We start from the raw sequence: 18,889 nt of genomic DNA on the forward strand, positions 1-18,889 counted from the left end.
TTTTGGCCCCTCCCATTCTGAAACTCGACGATATCTTCCTGAGCTTCGGCGGCGCGCCGCTTCTAGCCGGCGCTTCGCTGCAGGTTGAGCCCGGCGACAAGATCTGTCTCGTCGGCCGCAACGGCTCGGGAAAATCGACGCTGCTGAAGATCGCCGCCGGCCTGGTCGAGGCGCAGTCCGGCGAGGTCTTCCGCCACCCCTCTTCGACGGTGCGTTACCTTGAACAGGCGCCGGATTTTGCCGGCTTCGGCACGGTGCAGGCCTACGCGGAAGCCGGGCTTGGGCCGGGCGACGATCCCTATCGCGTCACCTATCTGCTGTCGCATCTCGGACTGACCGGCGAGGAAGACCCTAACACCCTTTCCGGCGGCGAATCGCGCCGGGCAGCCCTTGCCCGCGTCTTGGCGCCGGAACCTGATATTCTCCTGCTTGACGAGCCGACCAACCACCTCGATCTGCCGACGATCGAATGGCTGGAAGGCGAACTGCAGAAGACGCGCAGCGCTCTGGTGCTGATCTCACACGACCGGCGTTTCCTCGAAAAGGTTTCGACCGCAACCGTCTGGCTCGACCGCGGCAGCTCGCGCCGCCTCGACAGGGGGTTTGCGCATTTCGAAGCCTGGCGCGACCAGGTCCTGGAGGCCGAGGAGCTGGAACAGCACAAGCTCGGCAAGGCGATCGAGCGCGAGGAACATTGGCTGCGCTACGGCGTCACGGCGCGGCGCAAGCGCAATATGCGCCGCCTCGGCGAACTGCAGACGATGCGTTCGCAGTATCGCGGCCATAAGGGACCGCAGGGCACCGTGCAGGCGACAGTTTCCGATGCCCAGGAATCCGGCAAGCTGGTGATAGAGGCCGACAAGATCACCAAGAGTTTCGGCGAGCGGGCCATCGTCACGCCCTTCTCCATCCGCGTGCATCGCGGCGATTGCATTGGCTTGGTCGGGCCAAACGGCGCCGGCAAGACGACATTGCTGAAAATGCTGACCGGGCAGCTTGCCCCGGATAGCGGCGCGATAAAGCTCGGCACCAATCTGGAGATCGCGACACTCGACCAGAAGCGCGAGGATCTCGAGCCCGAGGATACGCTTGCAAACTACCTGACGGACGGGCGCGGCGAAAACCTGATCGTCAACGGCGAGCAACGGCATGTCACTGGCTACATGAAGGAGTTCCTGTTTCAGCCGGAACAGGCGCGGACGCCGATCAGGAGCCTCTCCGGGGGCGAGCGCGCCCGGCTGATGCTGGCCCGCATCCTGTCACGCCCGGCAAACCTCCTGATCCTCGACGAGCCGACCAACGATCTCGATATCGAGACGCTCGACCTCCTGCAGGAAATCGTCGCCGGCTTTCCCGGCACCGTCATTCTCGTCAGCCACGATCGCGATTTCCTCGACCGCACCGTGACTTCGACGATCGCGCCCGCCGTGCCGGATGCGCCAGACGGCCGCTGGATCGAATATGCCGGCGGCTATTCGGACATGCTTGCCCAGCGCAAGGGCGCGCTTGAAGAGCGCAAGAAGGCCGAGAAGGCGGCAGAAAGGCCGAAACTCCAGGAGACGGCGACTGCCGCGGGAAGCGCGAAGGGCAAACTTTCCTTCAAGCAGAAATTCGCGCTGGAAAACCTGCCGAAGGAGATGGCCAAAGCCGAAGCCGAGATCACCAAGCGCGAGCTCGTCATGGCCGATCCCAATCTCTTCACGCGCGATCCCGCTGCCTTCAACCGGCTTGCTTCCGAGATGGAGAAACTGCGCGCCGGGTTGACTGCCATGGAAGAGGAGTGGCTGGAGCTCGAAATGCTGCGGGAAGAGCTGGAGGGCTGACTTTCACAACTCAACCGCTCGTGTAACCAGCGGTCCGGCCAGGGCGACCTAAAGCGCCGGCGAGGGGACGGCGGCGGCGCCCGCACTGGCGCTGGTGCAAGCCTGGGCGACGTGCGGCTGCGGCTCTTCGGATTTTGACGGCAGCGCCTGCAGATGCAGGACGCGCGGCTGCAGCGCTTCGAGATAGGCTTCGGAGCGGCCGATGTAGATCATGCCGGTTTCGGGCATGGAGGTCAGCAGCTTTGCCATCGTTTCCTGCCACTCCGGCTCCATGCCTTCCAGCACTTCGTCGAAGATAATCCAGCGCGGGCGCACCAGCAGCAGGCGGGCGAAGCCGATCGCCTTCTGTTCGTCGCTGTCGAGCAGCTTGTCCCAGCGGGCGCGGGTATCGAGCCTTGTGATCAGCGAATGCAGGCCGGCTTTTTCGAGGGCGGCCTCGACGGCGGCCTTCTCGTAGGCATCGGCGCTTTCGGGGAAAGCCAGGGCTTCGCGCAGGGTGCCGCCCGGAACATAGGCGATCTGGGGCACGAACAGCATGTCGTCTGCCGGCGGCAGCCCCATCGTGCCGCTGCCGCATGGCCAGAGGCCGGCCATGGCCTGGAACAACAGCTTGCGATTGACGCTGTGATCGCCGTTGATCATGATTTTTTCGCCGGCCTTGATCACGACATCGGTTTCGCGCAGGCGGAAACCGCCGCATTCGTCGATATCTTCGCCGATCTTGGCGTTGATCACCACATCCTTCAGCGTCAGCATGTCGGGCGCGGTGCTTTCGTAAGCGATGCTGTCTTTCAGGTCGTAGTCCTCGTCCATGTCGAGCAGCGCCTGGCGGAAATCGGTGACGCGCATCAGCGTCGCGCGCCATTCGGCAATCGGACCGAAATTGGCGACATACCAGCGCAGCGCGGTGTTGACCTGGTTGAAGGCGCCGACCGACATCATCAGCTGGCCGAGGGTGAGGCCGCCGGAGAAATAGGCGGGTGCGGCGACGATGATCGGGATAACGATCACCAGCCAGCCGTAGCCGGCCGAAACCCAGGTGAGGTTGGTATTGGCCATAGCCAGCCGCTTGACGACCTTCAGCACCGAGCTGATGTCGGTGTTGATGCGCCGGCGCTCGTTCTCCTCGCCACGGGCGACTGTGATCGCCGGCATGTTCTCATTGGCATGCATCAGCGTGAAGCGAAGCTCGGCCTCTTTCGAGAAGCGGTCGGCATTGAGCTTCACCAGCTTGCGGCCGACGACCTGGCTCAGCACCGAGGCGGAGGCGGCATAGAAAATCGCCGCCCAGACCATGTAGCCCGGAATGGAGAAGCTGTGGCCGCTGATGTGGAAGATGAAGCCGCTGGAAAGCTGCCAGAGCACGCCGATGAAGCTGACCAGAAGAATGGTCGATTGCAGCAGGCCGAGAACGAGCCCCGTCGTGCTTTCGGCGAGATTGCGGGAATCCTCGTGCAGCCGCTGGTCCGGATTGACGCCGATCAGGCCGCTGGAGGCGAGCCGCAACGCCCGCTTGCGCTTCAGCCACTGGTCGACGAGATCGCGCGACAGGCCCTCACGCATATAGAGCGCGGTCATCTGATTGAGCCAGGCCTGCAGCACGTTGAGCAGCAGCAGCGTGCCAGCGATCATCGCGAAGATTTCAAGCTGGTGGAAGAATTCGCCGAGGTCGCGGCGCTCCAGCGAGTCGTAGAAGGGGGCATTCCACTCATTCAGGATGACCTGGCCGTAGGAGGTCGCCAGGATGACGAGGATCAGCACGGTCGCCAGAAACAGCACCTTGCCACGCACTTCAGAATTCCAGAACGCTGAGAACATCACCCCGAGGCGATATGTCAGGCTGAGATCGTACCCTACCCTGTCCTGCCTTCGGATGCCCGGCCTCCCCTTGCTCTTATCTGCCATCACGCTTTTCCAACACCGCCCATACTGTCATTATTAGCATGGTGGCGTTACCGGTCTATCAACAGATTCTATCAGTCATTAAACTGTGATGAGGCTTGCCTGAGTCGCCGCTGCATGCATTCGGCAGTTGATTCGTCGCGCAACTGGGACTAATTAAGGCATTCCGTGGTGATTTGGCCGGCCGGCTTGCAGCCACGTTAAAAAATTCGCTAAAGGGCCGCGTGCGGACCGGTAGCGATTTTTTGTCGCCGCCGGTTTTTTATTTTTGATCGAGTGACCGCAATGCCCATCAAGATCCCCGATACGCTGCCCGCTTTCGAAACCCTCGTCCAGGAGGGTGTACGGGTAATGACCGAGACAATGGCGATCCGGCAGGATATTCGCCCGTTACAGATCGGGCTGCTCAATCTCATGCCGAACAAGATCAAGACCGAACTGCAGATGGCCCGCCTGGTCGGCGCCTCGCCGTTGCAGGTGGAGCTGTCGCTCATTCGCATCGGCGGGCACAAGGCGAAGAACACCTCCGAAGATCACCTCCTTGCCTTCTACCAGACCTGGGAAGAGGTAAAGCAGCGCAAATTCGACGGCTTCATCATCACCGGTGCACCGATCGAACTCCTGCCCTATGAAGACGTCACCTATTGGAAAGAGATGCAGGAGATTCTCGACTGGACGGAAACCAACGTTCATTCGACCATGAACGTCTGCTGGGGCGCGATGGCGGCGATCTATCATTTCCACGGCGTTCCGAAATACGAGCTGAAGGAGAAGGCTTTCGGCGTCTACCGCCACCGGAACTTGAAGCCTTCCTCGATCTATCTCAACGGCTTTTCCGATAATTTCGAGGTGCCGGTATCGCGCTGGACGGAGGTGCGGCGCGCCGACATCGAGAAATCCGAAAGCCTGGAAATTCTGATGGAATCGAGCGAGATGGGCGTCTGCCTCGTGCATGAGAAAAGGGGCCGTCGGCTCTACATGTTCAATCATGTCGAATATGATTCCACCTCGCTCTCGGACGAGTATTTCCGTGATGTCGATGCCGGCGTGCCGATCAAGATGCCGCACAATTACTTCCCGCATAACGATCCGGCGCTTGCGCCGCAGAACCGCTGGCGCAGCCACGCACATCTGTTGTTCGGCAACTGGATCAACGAAATCTACCAGACGACGCCCTATGACGTCGAAGAGATCGGCATGGATCTCTGAGCGGATGAGCGGAGGCCGCGGCATTTCTTTCTGTTCCGACCGGTTGCGGATTGAAGCAAATGCGGGCAGGTTCCGGTCCTGAACCCAAGGATAGAACGGAACGGATGTCGATCATGTCGGAGAAGTTGGAGCGGGAAGTTTTCGGGCAGACGAAGGCGGGCGAAACCGTCTATCGCGTCGCCATCAAGGGTGGCGGGCTGACGGCGAAGATCATCAGTTGGGGCGCGGTCATCCAGGATCTGCGCCTTGACGGACATGACGCGCCGCTCTCGCTCGGCTTTGAGCAGTTCGACAGTTATCCGCTCTATTCCGCTTATTTCGGCGCGACGCCCGGCCGCTGCGCCAACCGGATCGGCGGCGGCAAATTCGCGCTCGACGGCAAGGACTATCAGCTCGAGCCGAACGAAAACGGCGTCACCCATCTGCATGGCGGCAGTGACAATATTGCCAAGCGCAACTGGACGATCGTCGAGCATGCCGCCGACCGCGTGGTGCTGAAGATCGTCGATCCCGATGGCCGCGCCGGCTATCCCGGCAATTGCACCATCCAGGCAACCTTCTGGGTGCATGGCAACGGCGAACTGTCGATTACCTATGAATCGACCAGCGACCAGCCGACGCTCGCCAATGTCTGCCAGCACGCCTATTTCAATCTCGATGGCCGCGAGGATGCGCTCGGCCACGACATCATGATCGCCGCCGATCATTATCTGCCGACCGATGAAAGGCAGGTGCCGACCGGCGAGATCCGTTCTGTTGCCGGTACGGAATTCGACTTGCGCGAAATGACGCCGATGAAGCGTTTCGTCGGAAGCGAGCAGGTGCTGTACGACCATAATTTCTGCCTGTCAGCCGAACGCACCGCCAAGCGCAGCGTCGCGCTCGCCCGCAGCCTTTATTCCGGTGTGTCGCTTGAGGTGCGCAGCACCGAGCCGGGCGTGCAGTTCTATGCCGGTTTCAAGCTGAATACGGGGGCGCCCGGCCTCGGTGAGCGCAAATACGGCCCCTTCGCCGGCTTCTGCCTGGAAACGCAGGTCTGGCCGGATGCCATCAATCACCAAGGTTTCCCGAATGCGGTGCTGCGCCCCGGCGAAGTGCTGCGCCAGGAGACGGATTATATCTTTACCAAGAGCTGAGCGTCCGCCGGACGAACACCTGTCAAATTTGAGCGGTATGAAACCCTCTCCGGACACTCGCCGGGGAGGTTTTTTTCTATCGGCATCCGATTGCGTCTTGCCGATTGGTTCTAAATAGGTTCTATTGCCTGCCCATGGATAGAACCAGTCTGATAGCGGAACTGAATAGCCGCGGTCTGCGTGACGCGGGTCTGACCGGGCCGCTCTACAAGCGGCTGGCGCAGGCCCTGACCGGCCTTGTGCAGGAAGGCCTGCTGAAGCCTGGCACAGCGCTTCCGGGCGAGCGCGACCTTGCCGAAGCCTTGAAGCTCGGCCGCGTCACCGTGCGCACCGCCTATCGCGATCTGATGGCGTCGGGCGTGCTGGAATCGCGCCACGGCAGCGGTACTTTCGTATCGAGCAGAGTGGAGCGCATGGAACAGTCGCTCTGGCGGCTTTCCTCCTTCTCTGCCGACATGCGCTCGCGCGGGCGGCTGCCGGCTGCACGAATATTGTCGCGGTCGGTCAACACGCCGTCGCCGGAGGAATCCTTCCTGCTCGGCCTCGGTGGCGACGAGCCGGTTCTGCGGCTCGACCGCCTGCGTCTTGCCGACGGCCTACCGCTGGCGATCGAGCGCGCGGTGGTGCCGATCAAGTTCCTGGGCGACGATGCCGGCGGCGAAGGATCGCTTTACGATGCGCTGGCGGCCAACGGCCACAGGCCGGTGCGGGCGCTGCAGCGGCTGACCGCGGTCACCCTCGACCCGTCGTCGGCCGCCATCCTGAATGTCAAATCGGGCGCGCCGGCGCTTCTGATCGAGCGCGTCTCACGCCTGGAAGACCAGCGCGTCGTTGAGTACACCCGCTCGCACTATCGCGGCGATGCCTATGATTTCGTTGCCGAATTGAGAATCGGAGATGACCTATGAGTGAGAACCAGTCGCTGATGCTGCAGGAAGCCGGCCAGTCGCCGGAGGTGGTGGCCACACTTCTCGAAAAGGAAAAGCCGGTCTTTGCCGAGATCGCCCGGCTGTTTTCGTCCGCCCGCCCGAGCGTCGTGACGACGGCGGCGCGCGGCTCTTCGGATCACGCCGCCACCTTCTTCAAATATCTCTTCGAGATCACCTGCGGCGTTCCCGTTGCGTCCGTCGGTCCGTCGATCGCTTCCGTTTACGGCGCCGCACTCCATCTGAAGGGCGGCGTGCATTTCACCGTCTCGCAATCCGGTGCCAGCCCCGATATCGTGGCGCTGCAGGAGGCGGCCAGGAAGGGCGGGGCGACGACGATCGCCGTCGTCAACGTCACCGACAGCCCGCTGGCGAAACAGGCGGATATCGTTCTCGGCCTTAATGCCGGCGCCGAAAAAAGCGTTGCGGCAACGAAGTCCTTCATCGCTTCCGTTGCCGCTCTTGCCGGCGTCACGGCTGCGATCGGCGGCGCGTTCGACCTGCAGACTGCGCTCGCCAAGCTGCCGGAGGTGCTTTCGGCGACCGCCGGGATCGATACGACGGCAGCCGAAGAGGTGCTCTTCTACGCGACCTCGCTCTATACGGGCGGCCGTGGCCCGGCTTTCGCGATCGCACTTGAAGCGGCATTGAAGGCCAAGGAAACTGCCGGCCTGCACGCGGAGGCCTTTTCGCTGGCGGAACTGATGCACGGTCCGATGCGCCTGGTGCAGCCGGGCTTTCCGATCGTCGCCTTTGCGCCTGACGACGCGGCCTTCGCCAATAACGGCCAGGCGCTGGAGCGCCTGCAGAAGCTCGGCGCCACCACTGTCGGCTTCTCCACGCAGCCGCTTTCTGGCCTCAATCTGCGGGTGCCGACGACGGGCAACGGTCTTGTCGATCCGTTGGTCTCGCTGCTCGTCTATTACCGGCTGATCGAGTCGGTGACGCGCCGCAAGGGCTTCGATCCGGACAAGCCGGCAAACCTGCTCAAGGTGACGGAGACGGTCTGATGGCCCGCAAGATCTTCATCGGCGCCCGCATCTTCGACGGCGAGCGCTTCCACGACGACAAGGCGCTGATCGTCGCAGACGGCCGGGTCGAAGCGATCGTTGCGACAAACGATCTGCCGGACGGCGAGACGGTGACGCTTGCCGGCGGCGTGCTTTCGGCCGGCTTCATCGATGCGCAGGTCAACGGCGGCGGCGGACGGATGCTGAACGACGAACCATCAGTCGCCTCGATGGAGATCATCGCCGGCGGGCATCGGCCCTATGGCACGACGTCGCTGCTGCCGACGCTGATCACGGATACGGCAGAGGCCTCCATTGCCGCGATCGAGGCCGCGATCGAGGCTGTCAAAGGGAACTGCGGCGTCGCCGGCCTGCATCTCGAAGGCCCGCATCTGGCGCCGGCGCGCAAAGGCGCGCATCTGGCCGAATTGATGCGGCCGGTCGAGGACCGCGACGTCAAGGCCTTCATCCGTGCGCGTGAGGCAATCGGCACGCTGCTGGTCACTATTGCCGCCGAACAGGTGACGGTTGCCCAGGTGCGCGAACTTGCCGAAGCCGGCGTCACCGTCAGCATCGGCCATTCCGATTGTTCGAGCGAGGCGGCGGAGGAACGTTTCGATGCTGGGGCGCGCGGCGTCACGCATCTCTTCAACGCCATGAGCCAGATGGGACATCGCGCCCCCGGCCTCGTCGGCGCCGCGATCGATCATCCCTCCACCTGGTGCGGCATCATTGCCGACGGTCATCATGTCGATCCGAAGGCCTTGCGCACGGCGCTGCGCGCCAAGCGGGGCGAGGGCAAACTGTTCTTCGTCACCGATGCGATGTCGCTCGTCGGATCGGAAGAGAATTCGTTCACGCTGAACGGGCGCATCGTCCGGCGCGAAAGGGGCGGCTTCTGCTCGAAGCTGGTGCTGTCGGACGGCACGCTGGCCGGCTCCGACGTCGACATGATCTCGACGATCCGTTACGGCGTCACCTATCTCGACCTGACGCTCGCCGAGGCTCTGCGCATGGCAACCCTCTATCCCGCGCGTTTCCTCAGGCTTGCCGATCGCGGCCATCTCTCGCCGGGCGCGCGCGCCGATCTCGTCCATCTCACCGATGCGCTGGCTGTTACCGCCAGCTGGCTTGCCGGCGAAGCGGCCTGACAGCAAGGGGACCTGGCATGACTGATATCACCGATGCCTATTTCTCCAATCTGATCGGTCGACTGGAAACGCTGAAGCAGGCGCTTGCCGAGCCGATGGCGCAGGCAGCGTCGGTGATCCTCGATGCCGCCCGGGGCGACAAGCGCGTCTATGTCTTCGGCACCGGCCATTCGCACATGCTGGCGGAAGAGGTGCACTACCGCGCCGGCGGGCTCGCCTTCACCGTGCCGGTGCTTGTCGGGTCGGCCATGCTGCACGAGGGAGCGGTCATCAGCTCGGTCTATGAACGCACCCAGGGCCTGGTGCGGCCGATGCTGGAGCGTTACGGCATGCAGCCGGGCGACGTCATTATCATCGCCTCGAATTCCGGCGTGAACGCCGCGCCGATCGAAGCCGCCGACTATGCGCATGAAATCGGCGCCAAGGTGATCGCCATCACCTCGATTGCCTATTCCGCAGCGATCGCCAATGGCCGCCGGCGGCTCGCAGAAGTCGCCGATATCGTGCTCGACAACGGGCTGCCGCCGGGTGATGCCGTTCTCGACCTTGCAGGTACGGGGCTTCGGGTCGGCCCGGTCTCGACGGCGGTCGGGGTCACAGTCATCAATGCGATCTTTGCCGAAGTCGCCTCGGAGCTTGCGAAATCCGGCGATGCGCCGGTCTATCTCAGCGCCAACATGCCGGGGGCAGCGGAAATCAACCAGAAGCTCGTCAAGAAATACCGGCCGCGCAATCCGCATCTCTGATATCGCGGATATAAAAAAGGCCGGTCTGAGCCGGCCTTTTGCGCGAGATGCAACCAGGATCAGTCCTTGGCGCGCTCGACGTAGGAATTGTCTTCGGTCGCGATGACGACGCGGGTGCCGGCATTGATGTGCGGCGGCACCATGGTGCGCACGCCGTTCGACAGCATGGCCGGCTTGTAGGAAGACGACGCCGTCTGGCCCTTGACGACCGGCTCGGTCTCGGTGATTTCGAGCGTGACGTGGCGCGGCAATTCGAGCGCCAGCGGAATACCTTCATGAATCGACAGGATGCAGGACATGCCTTCCTGAAGGAAGGCCTTCTGGTCGCCCATGGTCTCGACGTCGACCACGACCTGGTCATAGGTCGCCGGGTTCATGAAGTGGAAGCCTTCGCCGTCTTCATAGAGATACTGGAAGGAGACGTCTTCGACGAAGGCGCGCTCGACCTGTTCGGTGGTGCGCCAGCGCTCGGAAACCTTCACGCCGTCGACGATGCGGCGCATGTCGACCTGGGTGACCGGCGTGCCCTTGCCCGGATGAAAGTTCTGGGCGGTGAGAACGACGTAGAGCTTGCCGTCGACATCGAGAACGTTGCCCTTGCGGACCGAAGAGGCGATGACCTTGACCATAAGACTTCCTTGTAACTCGGCTTTCGGCGTCGTAGAGGACTGTCGAAACGCCCCGAAGACGCAAATGTTTTTCTTTGGGGGCGCAACTAACCTAAAATCCGGGAAATAGCCACCCCCATACCGGCTTGTCCGGCGAAGAAAGCTTGGAATGAACTCTGCGGCCAAAGCGTCCCCCTGGTGGACCCCGTCCGTGCATGCCGATCGCCGCCCGTTCCTCATCGGGCGCAATGCGATCCAGGCCGCGTTGCGCGGGTTTTTCGCGCGCGAGGATTTCATCGAGGTGGATACCCAGGTGCTGCAGATATCGCCGGGCAACGAGGCGCACCTGCATGCCTTCGCGACGGAAGCGGTGACGACGGACGGGCAGAGGGCGCCGTTTTATCTGCACACCTCGCCGGAATTCGCCTGCAAGAAGCTGCTCGCAGCCGGTGAGCAACGCATCTCCTGCTTCGCCCATGTCTACCGCAATCGCGAGCGCGGGCCCCTGCATCACCCGGAATTCACCATGCTCGAATGGTATCGGGCGGGCGAAAGCTATGAGAGCCTGATGATGGATTGCGTGCGCATTCTGGCGCTTGCGGCCGAGACGGTGAAGACTGACAGGCTTGTCTATCGCAGCCGTGAGAGCGATCCCTTTGCAGGGCCGGAGCGGCTGAGCGTCGCCGAAGCGTTCGAGCGCTACGCCGGCATCGATCTTCTCGCCTCCGTCGCCGCGGACGGTTCGACCGATCGTGAGCATCTGGCGGCCGAGCTCAGGCGCGTCGGCATGCGTGTGGCCGAAGACGACGGCTGGGCCGATCTTTTCAGCCGGGTGCTGGTCGAAAAGATCGAGCCGCATCTCGGCTTCGGCCGCATCACCATCCTCGACGAATATCCGGTGTCGGAGGCGGCCCTTGCCAGGCCATCAGCCCGCGATCCGCGTGTTGCCGAGCGTTTCGAGGTCTATGCCTGCGGCGTCGAGCTCGCAAACGGCTTCGGCGAGCTCACCAACGCCGCCGAACAGAAGCGGCGGTTCGAGATCGAGATGGCCGAGAAGATGCGGGTCTATGGTGAGACCTACCCGATCGACGAGGATTTCCTGGCGGCGCTTTCGTCGATGCCCGAGGCAAGCGGCATTGCGCTCGGTTTCGACCGGCTGGTCATGCTGGCGACGGGCGCTTCGCGCATCGATCAGGTGCTCTGGGCACCGGTCGCGGAGTATGGTCGATGAACGCCGTCAAACCGCTCAAGAGCGTCGATGATCTTGTGCAGGCAGGACTGGTCTTGCCCGCCGATCGCGCAATGCTCGACGAGGTGGCCGCGCGTTATGCGATGGCCCTGACACCTGTTATGACCAGGTTGATCGATGGCGCCGATCCTGATGATCCGATCGCACGGCAATTCGTGCCCGATGCGGCCGAATTGGCGGTCACGCCGGGGGAACGCGCCGATCCGATCGGCGACCATGCCCATAGCCCCGTCGAAGGCATTGTCCACCGCTATCCCGATCGCGTACTGCTCAAAGCCGTGCATATCTGCCCGGTCTATTGCCGCTTCTGCTTCCGACGCGAAATGGTCGGACCGCAGGGTCTCGGCACGCTCGATGCGGCGGCGATGCAGAAAGCCTTCGATTACATAACCGGCCATCAGGAGATCTGGGAGGTCATCCTCACCGGCGGCGATCCGCTGGTGCTGTCGGCACGCCGGCTCCGCGACATCATGGAGGCGTTGGCGGCAATCGCGCATGTCAAGATCGTGCGCTTCCACACCCGCGTTCCCGTGGTCGATCCCGAAAAGATCGACGCGGCGCTGATCGCTGCCCTGAAGGCGAGCGGCAAGACGGTCTATGTCGCGCTGCATGCCAACCACCCGAGGGAACTGACAAGCGAAGCGCGCGCGGCTTGCGTCCGCCTGGTCGATGCCGGCATCGCCATGGTCAGCCAGTCGGTACTGCTGAAGGGCGTCAATGACGATCCCGATGTGCTTGCCGAACTCATGAAGGCCTTTGTCGAGATCCGCGTCAAACCCTATTACCTGCATCATCCGGATCTCGCGCCCGGCACCGGCCATTTCAGATTGACGATCGACGAGGGGCAGCGGATCGTCGCGGCGCTGCGCGGACGGATTTCCGGGCTTTGTCAGCCGGCCTATATCCTCGATATCCCGGGCGGTCACGGTAAGGCCGTTATCAGCGAAAGCGTTGTCAGGGCAACAGGTGACGGATGTTACTCCGTCTCGGATTATCGCGGCGGCCAGCATTCCTATCCCCCCGCCGGTTGACGCAAAATGGCGCTTTGCGTGTCATTTCTGTACTCGTCGCGTCAGAGAGTGCCGCAAGGTTCGTCGGCGAAACTCTATTAAATTATTGATGTATAATTGTTATTTTTACTCCAGCCGGGCCGATCGCTAAAATTCTAACTATGAGTGCTAATCATATTTAACCCAACAAATTAGCGGAATGTTCTGTTTTCCGCACTAAAAGAACGCTCATGACAAGGCGATGAACGCCGGTTCGGGATCATGAGTATCTTGGAGTGATGGGATGAATACGACAATCCGCGACCTCGTAGCCAAATTCGGCAAGCTTCCGACGTCGATCGACCAGATCGCCGACGATGCCGATCTTTATGCAGCAGGTCTGACGTCCTTCGCTTCGGTGCAGCTGATGCTCGGCATTGAAGAGGCGTTCGATATCGAATTTCCCGACAATCTCCTGAACCGCAAATCCTTCGCGAGCATCTCGGCGATCGCTAAAACCGTCGATCTCATCCGGGACGGTCGGAAGGTCGCTTGATGAATTTCCCCGTCAAGATCATGCAGGGCGGTCTTGTCGCAAGGGTGGCTCGCGTCGCCGAAATCGCGTCCAGACATGCCGATGCCGTTGACGCCGAGGGTCGTTTCCCACGGGAAGCCGTGGATGCCATGAAGGCCGAGAGGCTGCTCGGCATTCAGGTGCCGCACGATCTAGGCGGTGAATCGGCCTCGATCACCGAGATCGCCGAATTGTGCTCGATGCTCGGTCAGGCTTGCGCGGCGAGCGCCATGGTCTTCGCCATGCACCACATCAAGCTGTCGAGCCTTGTCGAACACGGCGCGGACAGCCAATGGCATTGCGACTTCATGCGCAACATTGCTGCCGAGCAGCTGCTGATCGCCTCCGCCACCACCGAGGGCGGGATCGGCGGAAACCTGCGCAACAGTATTTGCGCGGTCGAAGTGGATGGCGGCACCTGCCGCCTCGAAAAGGATGCGACCGTCATTTCCTACGGCTCGCATGCCGACGCCATTCTCATCACCTCGCGTGCCCACGCCCAGGCGGCGTCCTCCGATCAGGTGCTGACGGCCTTCCTCAAGGATCAGTACACGCTCGAAAGGACGCACGTCTGGAATACGCTCGGCATGCGCGGCACCTGCTCCGACGGCTTCCTGTTCAAAGGGCAAGCGCCGGCGCATCAGGTCCTGCCGAAGCCTTTCGCCGAAATCGCGGCGCAATCCATGCTCGCTTCCTCGCACCTCCTGTGGAGCGGGGTCTGGTACGGGATTGCGGTCGACGCCGTTGCTCGCGCCCAGGCCTTCGTGCGCGCTGCTGCCCGCAGGGCCCCCGATGCCCAGCCGCCCGGCGCGCTGCGCCTCGCCGAGGTCTCGAACCTGCTGCAGATGGTGAAATCCAATGTGGTGGCCGGCCTGAAGGCCTATGAACATGCCAAGGCCGATCCCGACAGGCTGTCGTCGATGGGCTTTGCCGTGGCGATGAACAACGTCAAGATCGCCTCGTCCGAGACGATCCTGGAGATCGTCAACCATGCCATGCTGATCTGCGGCATCATGGGCTACAAGAACGGTACGCCCTTTAGCCTCGGACGCCATCTGCGCGACGCGCATTCTGCACAACTCATGATCTCGAACGACCGCATCCTCGGCAATACGTCGAGCATGCTTCTTGTCCACAAGCAGGACACTAGCCTACTGGGGTAACAGTCATGGATATGCAGACCTCGTTTCTCGACCGGCTTTTCGAAGCCGGCCTGCTGATCGACACGGGCATCGATGGACTCTATGGCCGCAGCGGCCAGTTCGAAGAGATGATCGCTGCCTTCGAGCGCCTCATCGACAAGGTCGGCGGCGGCGACGGTGCGGAAGCCATGCGCTTTCCTCCAGGCATGAACCGCGCCTTCTTCGAAAAGAGCGGCTACATGAAGAGCTTCCCGCAGCTGGCTGGCACGGTGCACAGCTTCTGCGGCAGCGAACTCGACCATGTCAGCCTGCTGCAATGCATGGAAGTCGGCGATGACTGGACCAAGGGGCAAGAGGCGACCGATATCGTGCTGACGCCGGCGGCCTGCTATCCGCTCTATCCGACGGTCGCCAAGCGCGGCAATCTGCCGAAGACCGGCGGCCTCTTCGACCTGCAATCCTATTGCTTCCGCCACGAGCCGTCGAAAGACCCGGCCCGCCAGCAGCTGTTCCGCATGCGCGAATATGTTTGCATGGGCACCGAAGAGCATGTCACCGATTTCCGCCAACGCTGGATGGATCGCGGCGTCGAGATGATGAAGGCCGTCGGCCTCGATGTGACGATCGATATTGCCAACGATCCGTTCTTCGGCCGCGCCGGCAAGATGCTCGCCAACAATCAGCGCGACCAGAATCTGAAGTTCGAACTGCTGATCCCGATCACCTCGGCCGCCAATCCGACCGCCTGCATGAGCTTCAACTATCATCAGGATGCCTTCGGCGCGAAATGGGGCCTCAGCCTCGAAGACGGCAGCGTTGCGCACACGGCCTGTGTCGGCTTCGGGCTCGAACGCATCGCGCTTGCCTTGTTCCACCATCACGGGCTCGACGTGAAGCAATGGCCGGCCAATGTGCGGAAAGCGCTGTGGGGCTGAGCTACTCGATGACATCGGTATTCCCGGGGATCAGCCCGGAAAGCTACCGTCAGCACGCGCTGCATTCCAGCGAGCGCGCCTGGCCGGAAACCAACTGTTACGTCGATCTCTGGATCGAAGTGCTGGCGACGTCAGGCGCAGCACCCGAGGCGATGCTGGGTTTCACCCTGGCGCAGGATTTCGAAGGCGACCAGTTCACCTTCTTCAAGGTGCCGCTCGAGGATCTCGAGGCGCTTTACGGCATCCGCGCGAGCGAGCTTGCCATCTATGACCGGGTCGAGCGGCATGTCGACGTGCAGATCGCGCGGGGCCGCCTCTGCCTGATCGAGATGGATTCCTTCTACATGCCGGATACGCGCGGCACCGCCTACCGGCAGGAACACGGCAAGACGACGGTTGCGATCAACCGGCTGGACGTTGCCGCCAAGCGTGTCGAGTATTTCCACAATGCCGGCTATTTCCGCCTCGAAGGCGAGGATTTCGACGGGCTGTTCCAGTTGCAGCTGACGGAGAACGACTCGCCGTTCCTCCCCTATACGGAATTTGCACGATTCCCGGAAAAGCCCGCCGATGATGCGCATCTGAGTTCGACCGCGCGCCGCCTTGCGGGGGTCCATTTTATCAGGCGGCCCAGCGAAAACCCGATCCGCGCCTTTGCAAGCCTCTTTCCGCAACAGGTCGAAGCGGTGGCGGAACGGCCGTTCGGCTTCTTCCACAAATATGCCTTCAACACGCTTCGCCAGTTGGGTGCCAATTTCGAGCTGGCGGCCGATCACCTGGCCTGGCTCTCCCCGGATGAATTCGCCGCCCCCACCGAGCATGCCAGGCGCATTTCGGAAGTGGCGAAATCGGTGCAGTTCCAGCTTGCCCGCGCCGTCAGTCGCAGGAAGTTCGAGCCGCTGCAGGCAGCCCTTGATCCGGCCGCCGATGCATGGGATTTGATGATGGCATCGCTTGCAGAGCGAATCTGAGGCCGGAGATCAGACCATGCGGGGGCGTTTGGCAAGCATCGGAGCCGAGGAAAGCGTGCTTTCCGAAGGCTGGAACCTGGTCCTGACGGAACCGGATGCCTGTGCGGTGCCGCATGATATTCCGCTCTCTGCGCAATTCATTCCAGCACCCGTTCCCGGAACCGTCGCCGCCGCACTCGAAAGAGCCGGGCTCTTCGACCGGGAAAATCCGGAACCGCTGAACACGAAAGACGCCTGGTACCTCTGCCGGCTCTTCGATGCCGAACCCGGCGAGGCGATCCTGCGTTTCGAGGGACTTGCAACGCTGTGCCATGTGTTCCTGAACGGCCAGGAAATTCTCTTTTCCGAAAGCATGTTTACGGCGCACGAAATTCCGGTGACGCTTTCGGGCGGCGACGAGCTGGCGCTCTGCTTCCGGGCGCTCGGCCCCCGGCTGTCGGAGCACGGCCCCCGCGCGCGCTGGCGGCCGCAGATGATCACGCCGGTGGGCTTGAGAAATTTCCGCACGACGCTGCTCGGCCATATGCCGGGCTGGTGCCCCGATATTCATGCAGTCGGTCCGTGGCGACCGATTTCGTTGCTGCGGCGCAATCCCATCTCGATCCACAATGTCTCCATCCGCGCCGTCCTGGAGGAGAGTGGCGTCGGCCGGCTGAGCGTTTCCCTGCACAACAATGCCGACAACCCTTCGATGCTGCTGCGCTGCGGCGGCATGGAACAGCCGTTCGAGAAGGTCGGCGACAATCATTACTCGGCTATCCTCAAGCTTGCCGACATCGAGCCCTGGTGGCCGCACACGCACGGCGCTCCACGTCTCTACGAACTGACGCTGGTTTCCGACGGCGTCGAGTACACGCTCGGCAGCACCGGCTTTCGGCGTATCGAGGTCGAGCGCGGCGATGACGGCGACGACTTCGCGATTCTCATCAACGGCGAACGCGTCTTTTGCCGCGGCGCGGTGTGGACGACGGCGGATATCGCGCGCTTGCCAGGCGGACGGGCGGACTACGAGCCGCTCCTGCGTCTTGCCACCGACGCCGGCATGAACATGATCCGCATCGGCGGCACCATGACCTATGAGACGCCGGATTTCTTCGCGCTCTGCGACGAACTCGGCCTGCTCGTGTGGCAGGACTTCATGTTTGCCAATTTTGACTATCCGCGCAACGACAAGACTTTTCTCGGCCACGTGCATGCCGAGGTCGAGGAATTCCTGCACGGCGTCCAGGCCTCGCCTTCGCTCGCGGTGCTCTGCGGCGGCAGCGAGATCCACCAGCAAGCGGCGATGCTCGGCCTGCCGATGGAATTCTGGAGCGGGCCGATCACCGATGAGATTATCCCGGCCGTCATCGCGCGCATGCGTCCCGACGTTCCCTATGTCCCGAATTCTCCCTATGGCGGCGCAATGCCTTTTTCGCCGAACGCCGGTATCGCGCATTATTACGGCGTCGGCGCCTATATGCGGCCGATTGCCGACGCCCGCCGCGCCGAGGTGCGGTTTGCCTCCGAAAGCCTCGCTTTCGCACATGTGCCGCAGCAAAGGACGCTGCGTCGTCATCTCGACGTGCCCGCCGTCCACAGCCCGCTCTGGAAGGCGCGCGTGCCGCGCGACCGCAGCGCGTCATGGGATTTCGAGGACGTTCGCGACTTCTATCTGGAGCTTCTTTATGGCTGCGATCCGGCCCGGCTGCGCCGCGAGAATCCGGAACATTATCTCGATCTCTCCCGCGCCGTCACCGGCGAGGTGATCGAGGAAACCTTTGCCGAATGGCGGCGCAAGGGCTCCGGCTGCAGCGGCGCGCTCGTCTGGACGCTGCAGGACCTGTTGCCCGGTCCCGGCTGGGGCGTGATCGATTCAACCGGCGAGCCCAAGCCGGTCTGGTATGCGATGCGCCGTGCATTCCGGCCGGTTCAGACTGTCTTTACCGATGAGGGAACCAACGGCCTCGATGTGCATGTCGTCAACGAGACGGACGCCGCACTCGACGTGGAGCTCGAAGTCTTCTGCCTGCGCGACGGCAAGCAGCAGGTCGTCAGCGGCAATACGGGCTTCACGCTGGCGGCAAGGAGCGTGGAACGTTTCGCGTCCACCGCGCTGTTCGGCGCCTTCTTCGATACGACCTATGCCTTCCGCTTCGGCCCGCCGGCGCATGATGTGGGCGTGGCGCGACTGCGCTCGCTCGCCGACGGCGCCGTTCTTGCCGAAAGCTTCCACTTCCCCTTGGGACGCGGCAAAGCGCTTCACGATGCGGGCATTGAGGCATCCCTCGGCAAGGCCGGTGACGATTGGTTCGTCGATCTCAGGACCGACCGGCTGGCGCAATCGGTGCATATCGACGTCGAAGGCTATCGGGCCGACGACGATTGGTTCCATCTGGCCCCCGGCGCGATGCGGCGCGTGAAGCTCCACGCGCTCTCCGGCACGGAAAGCGATGTTCCACCTGCGGGCGAGATCAGAAGTCTGGGCAGTTCACATCGCGTCATGCTCGATGGCTGATGCTTCCGCCAAAAATAATGC

16 protein-coding genes and 1 riboswitch are annotated in these 18,889 nt (G+C 62.4%); of the genes, 14 read left to right on the top strand and 2 right to left on the bottom strand.

Annotation, left to right across the window (positions count from 1 at the left end; all coding sequences use genetic code 11):
• The first annotated feature begins 2 nt into the window (after positions 1-2).
• A complete protein-coding gene (locus A7X77_RS16365) occupies positions 3-1,823 on the top strand; it encodes an ABC-F family ATP-binding cassette domain-containing protein (protein ID WP_064683906.1) in 1,821 nt (606 codons plus the stop codon).
• A gap of 48 nt (positions 1,824-1,871) precedes the next feature.
• Here A7X77_RS16365 and A7X77_RS16370 read toward each other — a convergent pair whose 3' ends face one another.
• The gene (locus tag A7X77_RS16370; protein ID WP_064683907.1) at positions 1,872-3,728 is read right to left on the bottom strand and encodes an ABC transporter ATP-binding protein/permease; all 1,857 of its coding nucleotides are present in this window, start codon (positions 3,726-3,728) and stop codon (positions 1,872-1,874) included.
• A gap of 155 nt (positions 3,729-3,883) precedes the next feature.
• Positions 3,884-3,961: riboswitch (SAM riboswitch) on the top strand.
• Positions 3,962-4,010: 49 nt separating this feature from the next.
• Here A7X77_RS16370 and metA point away from each other — a divergent pair.
• The 6 genes from metA to A7X77_RS16400 all read left to right on the top strand — a co-directional run bounded on the left by metA (position 4,011) and on the right by A7X77_RS16400 (position 9,903).
• Positions 4,011-4,934 carry a homoserine O-acetyltransferase MetA gene (metA, locus tag A7X77_RS16375; RefSeq protein ID WP_064683908.1) on the top strand — a complete coding sequence of 308 codons (924 nt, stop codon included), beginning with the start codon at positions 4,011-4,013 and terminating at the stop codon, positions 4,932-4,934.
• 113 nt (positions 4,935-5,047) lie between these two features.
• A complete protein-coding gene (locus A7X77_RS16380; protein ID WP_064683993.1) occupies positions 5,048-6,070 on the top strand; it encodes an aldose epimerase family protein in 1,023 nt (340 codons plus the stop codon).
• Between the two features lie 134 nt (positions 6,071-6,204).
• Positions 6,205-6,978: a GntR family transcriptional regulator gene (locus A7X77_RS16385; protein ID WP_064683909.1), complete on the top strand. Its 774-nt coding sequence runs from the start codon at positions 6,205-6,207 to the stop codon at positions 6,976-6,978.
• On the top strand, positions 6,975-8,006 hold the full coding sequence (locus tag A7X77_RS16390) for an SIS domain-containing protein (protein ID WP_064683910.1): 1,032 nt from the start codon (positions 6,975-6,977) through the stop codon (positions 8,004-8,006). Before A7X77_RS16385 ends, A7X77_RS16390 begins: the two co-directional genes overlap by 4 nt.
• A complete protein-coding gene (gene nagA, locus A7X77_RS16395) occupies positions 8,006-9,157 on the top strand; it encodes an N-acetylglucosamine-6-phosphate deacetylase (RefSeq protein WP_064683911.1) in 1,152 nt (383 codons plus the stop codon). Before A7X77_RS16390 ends, nagA begins: the two co-directional genes overlap by 1 nt.
• A 17-nt stretch (positions 9,158-9,174) precedes the next feature.
• Positions 9,175-9,903 carry an SIS domain-containing protein gene (locus A7X77_RS16400; protein ID WP_064683912.1) on the top strand — a complete coding sequence of 243 codons (729 nt, stop codon included), beginning with the start codon at positions 9,175-9,177 and terminating at the stop codon, positions 9,901-9,903.
• A 59-nt stretch (positions 9,904-9,962) separates the two neighbouring features.
• Here A7X77_RS16400 and efp read toward each other — a convergent pair whose 3' ends face one another.
• Complete coding sequence (gene efp / locus A7X77_RS16405; protein ID WP_010031711.1) at positions 9,963-10,532, bottom strand: elongation factor P; 570 nt, start codon at positions 10,530-10,532, stop codon at positions 9,963-9,965.
• A 148-nt stretch (positions 10,533-10,680) separates the two neighbouring features.
• Here efp and epmA point away from each other — a divergent pair, with 148 nt between their 5' ends.
• From epmA to A7X77_RS16440, 7 genes are all read left to right on the top strand, one after another.
• Positions 10,681-11,742, top strand: a complete 1,062-nt coding sequence (gene epmA, locus A7X77_RS16410; RefSeq protein ID WP_064683913.1) for an EF-P lysine aminoacylase EpmA — start codon at positions 10,681-10,683, stop codon at positions 11,740-11,742.
• Positions 11,739-12,791 carry a lysine-2,3-aminomutase-like protein gene (locus A7X77_RS16415; RefSeq protein ID WP_064683914.1) on the top strand — a complete coding sequence of 351 codons (1,053 nt, stop codon included), beginning with the start codon at positions 11,739-11,741 and terminating at the stop codon, positions 12,789-12,791. The genes epmA and A7X77_RS16415 overlap by 4 nt, the downstream gene beginning before the upstream one ends.
• Positions 12,792-13,053: 262 nt before the next feature.
• Positions 13,054-13,305 carry an acyl carrier protein gene (locus A7X77_RS16420; protein WP_010031713.1) on the top strand — a complete coding sequence of 84 codons (252 nt, stop codon included), beginning with the start codon at positions 13,054-13,056 and terminating at the stop codon, positions 13,303-13,305.
• A complete protein-coding gene (locus A7X77_RS16425) occupies positions 13,305-14,486 on the top strand; it encodes an acyl-CoA dehydrogenase family protein (protein WP_064683915.1) in 1,182 nt (393 codons plus the stop codon). The genes A7X77_RS16420 and A7X77_RS16425 overlap by 1 nt, the downstream gene beginning before the upstream one ends.
• A gap of 5 nt (positions 14,487-14,491) precedes the next feature.
• On the top strand, positions 14,492-15,400 hold the full coding sequence (locus A7X77_RS16430; RefSeq protein ID WP_064683916.1) for an amino acid--[acyl-carrier-protein] ligase: 909 nt from the start codon (positions 14,492-14,494) through the stop codon (positions 15,398-15,400).
• Positions 15,401-15,408: 8 nt separating this feature from the next.
• Positions 15,409-16,371, top strand: a complete 963-nt coding sequence (locus A7X77_RS16435; protein WP_064683994.1) for a DUF1839 family protein — start codon at positions 15,409-15,411, stop codon at positions 16,369-16,371.
• 16 nt (positions 16,372-16,387) lie between these two features.
• A complete protein-coding gene (locus A7X77_RS16440) occupies positions 16,388-18,868 on the top strand; it encodes a glycoside hydrolase family 2 protein (RefSeq protein ID WP_064683917.1) in 2,481 nt (826 codons plus the stop codon).
• Positions 18,869-18,889 lie beyond the last annotated feature (21 nt).

The organism is Rhizobium bangladeshense (assembly GCF_001662075.1).
GTDB classification, from domain to species: domain Bacteria; phylum Pseudomonadota; class Alphaproteobacteria; order Rhizobiales; family Rhizobiaceae; genus Rhizobium; species Rhizobium bangladeshense_B.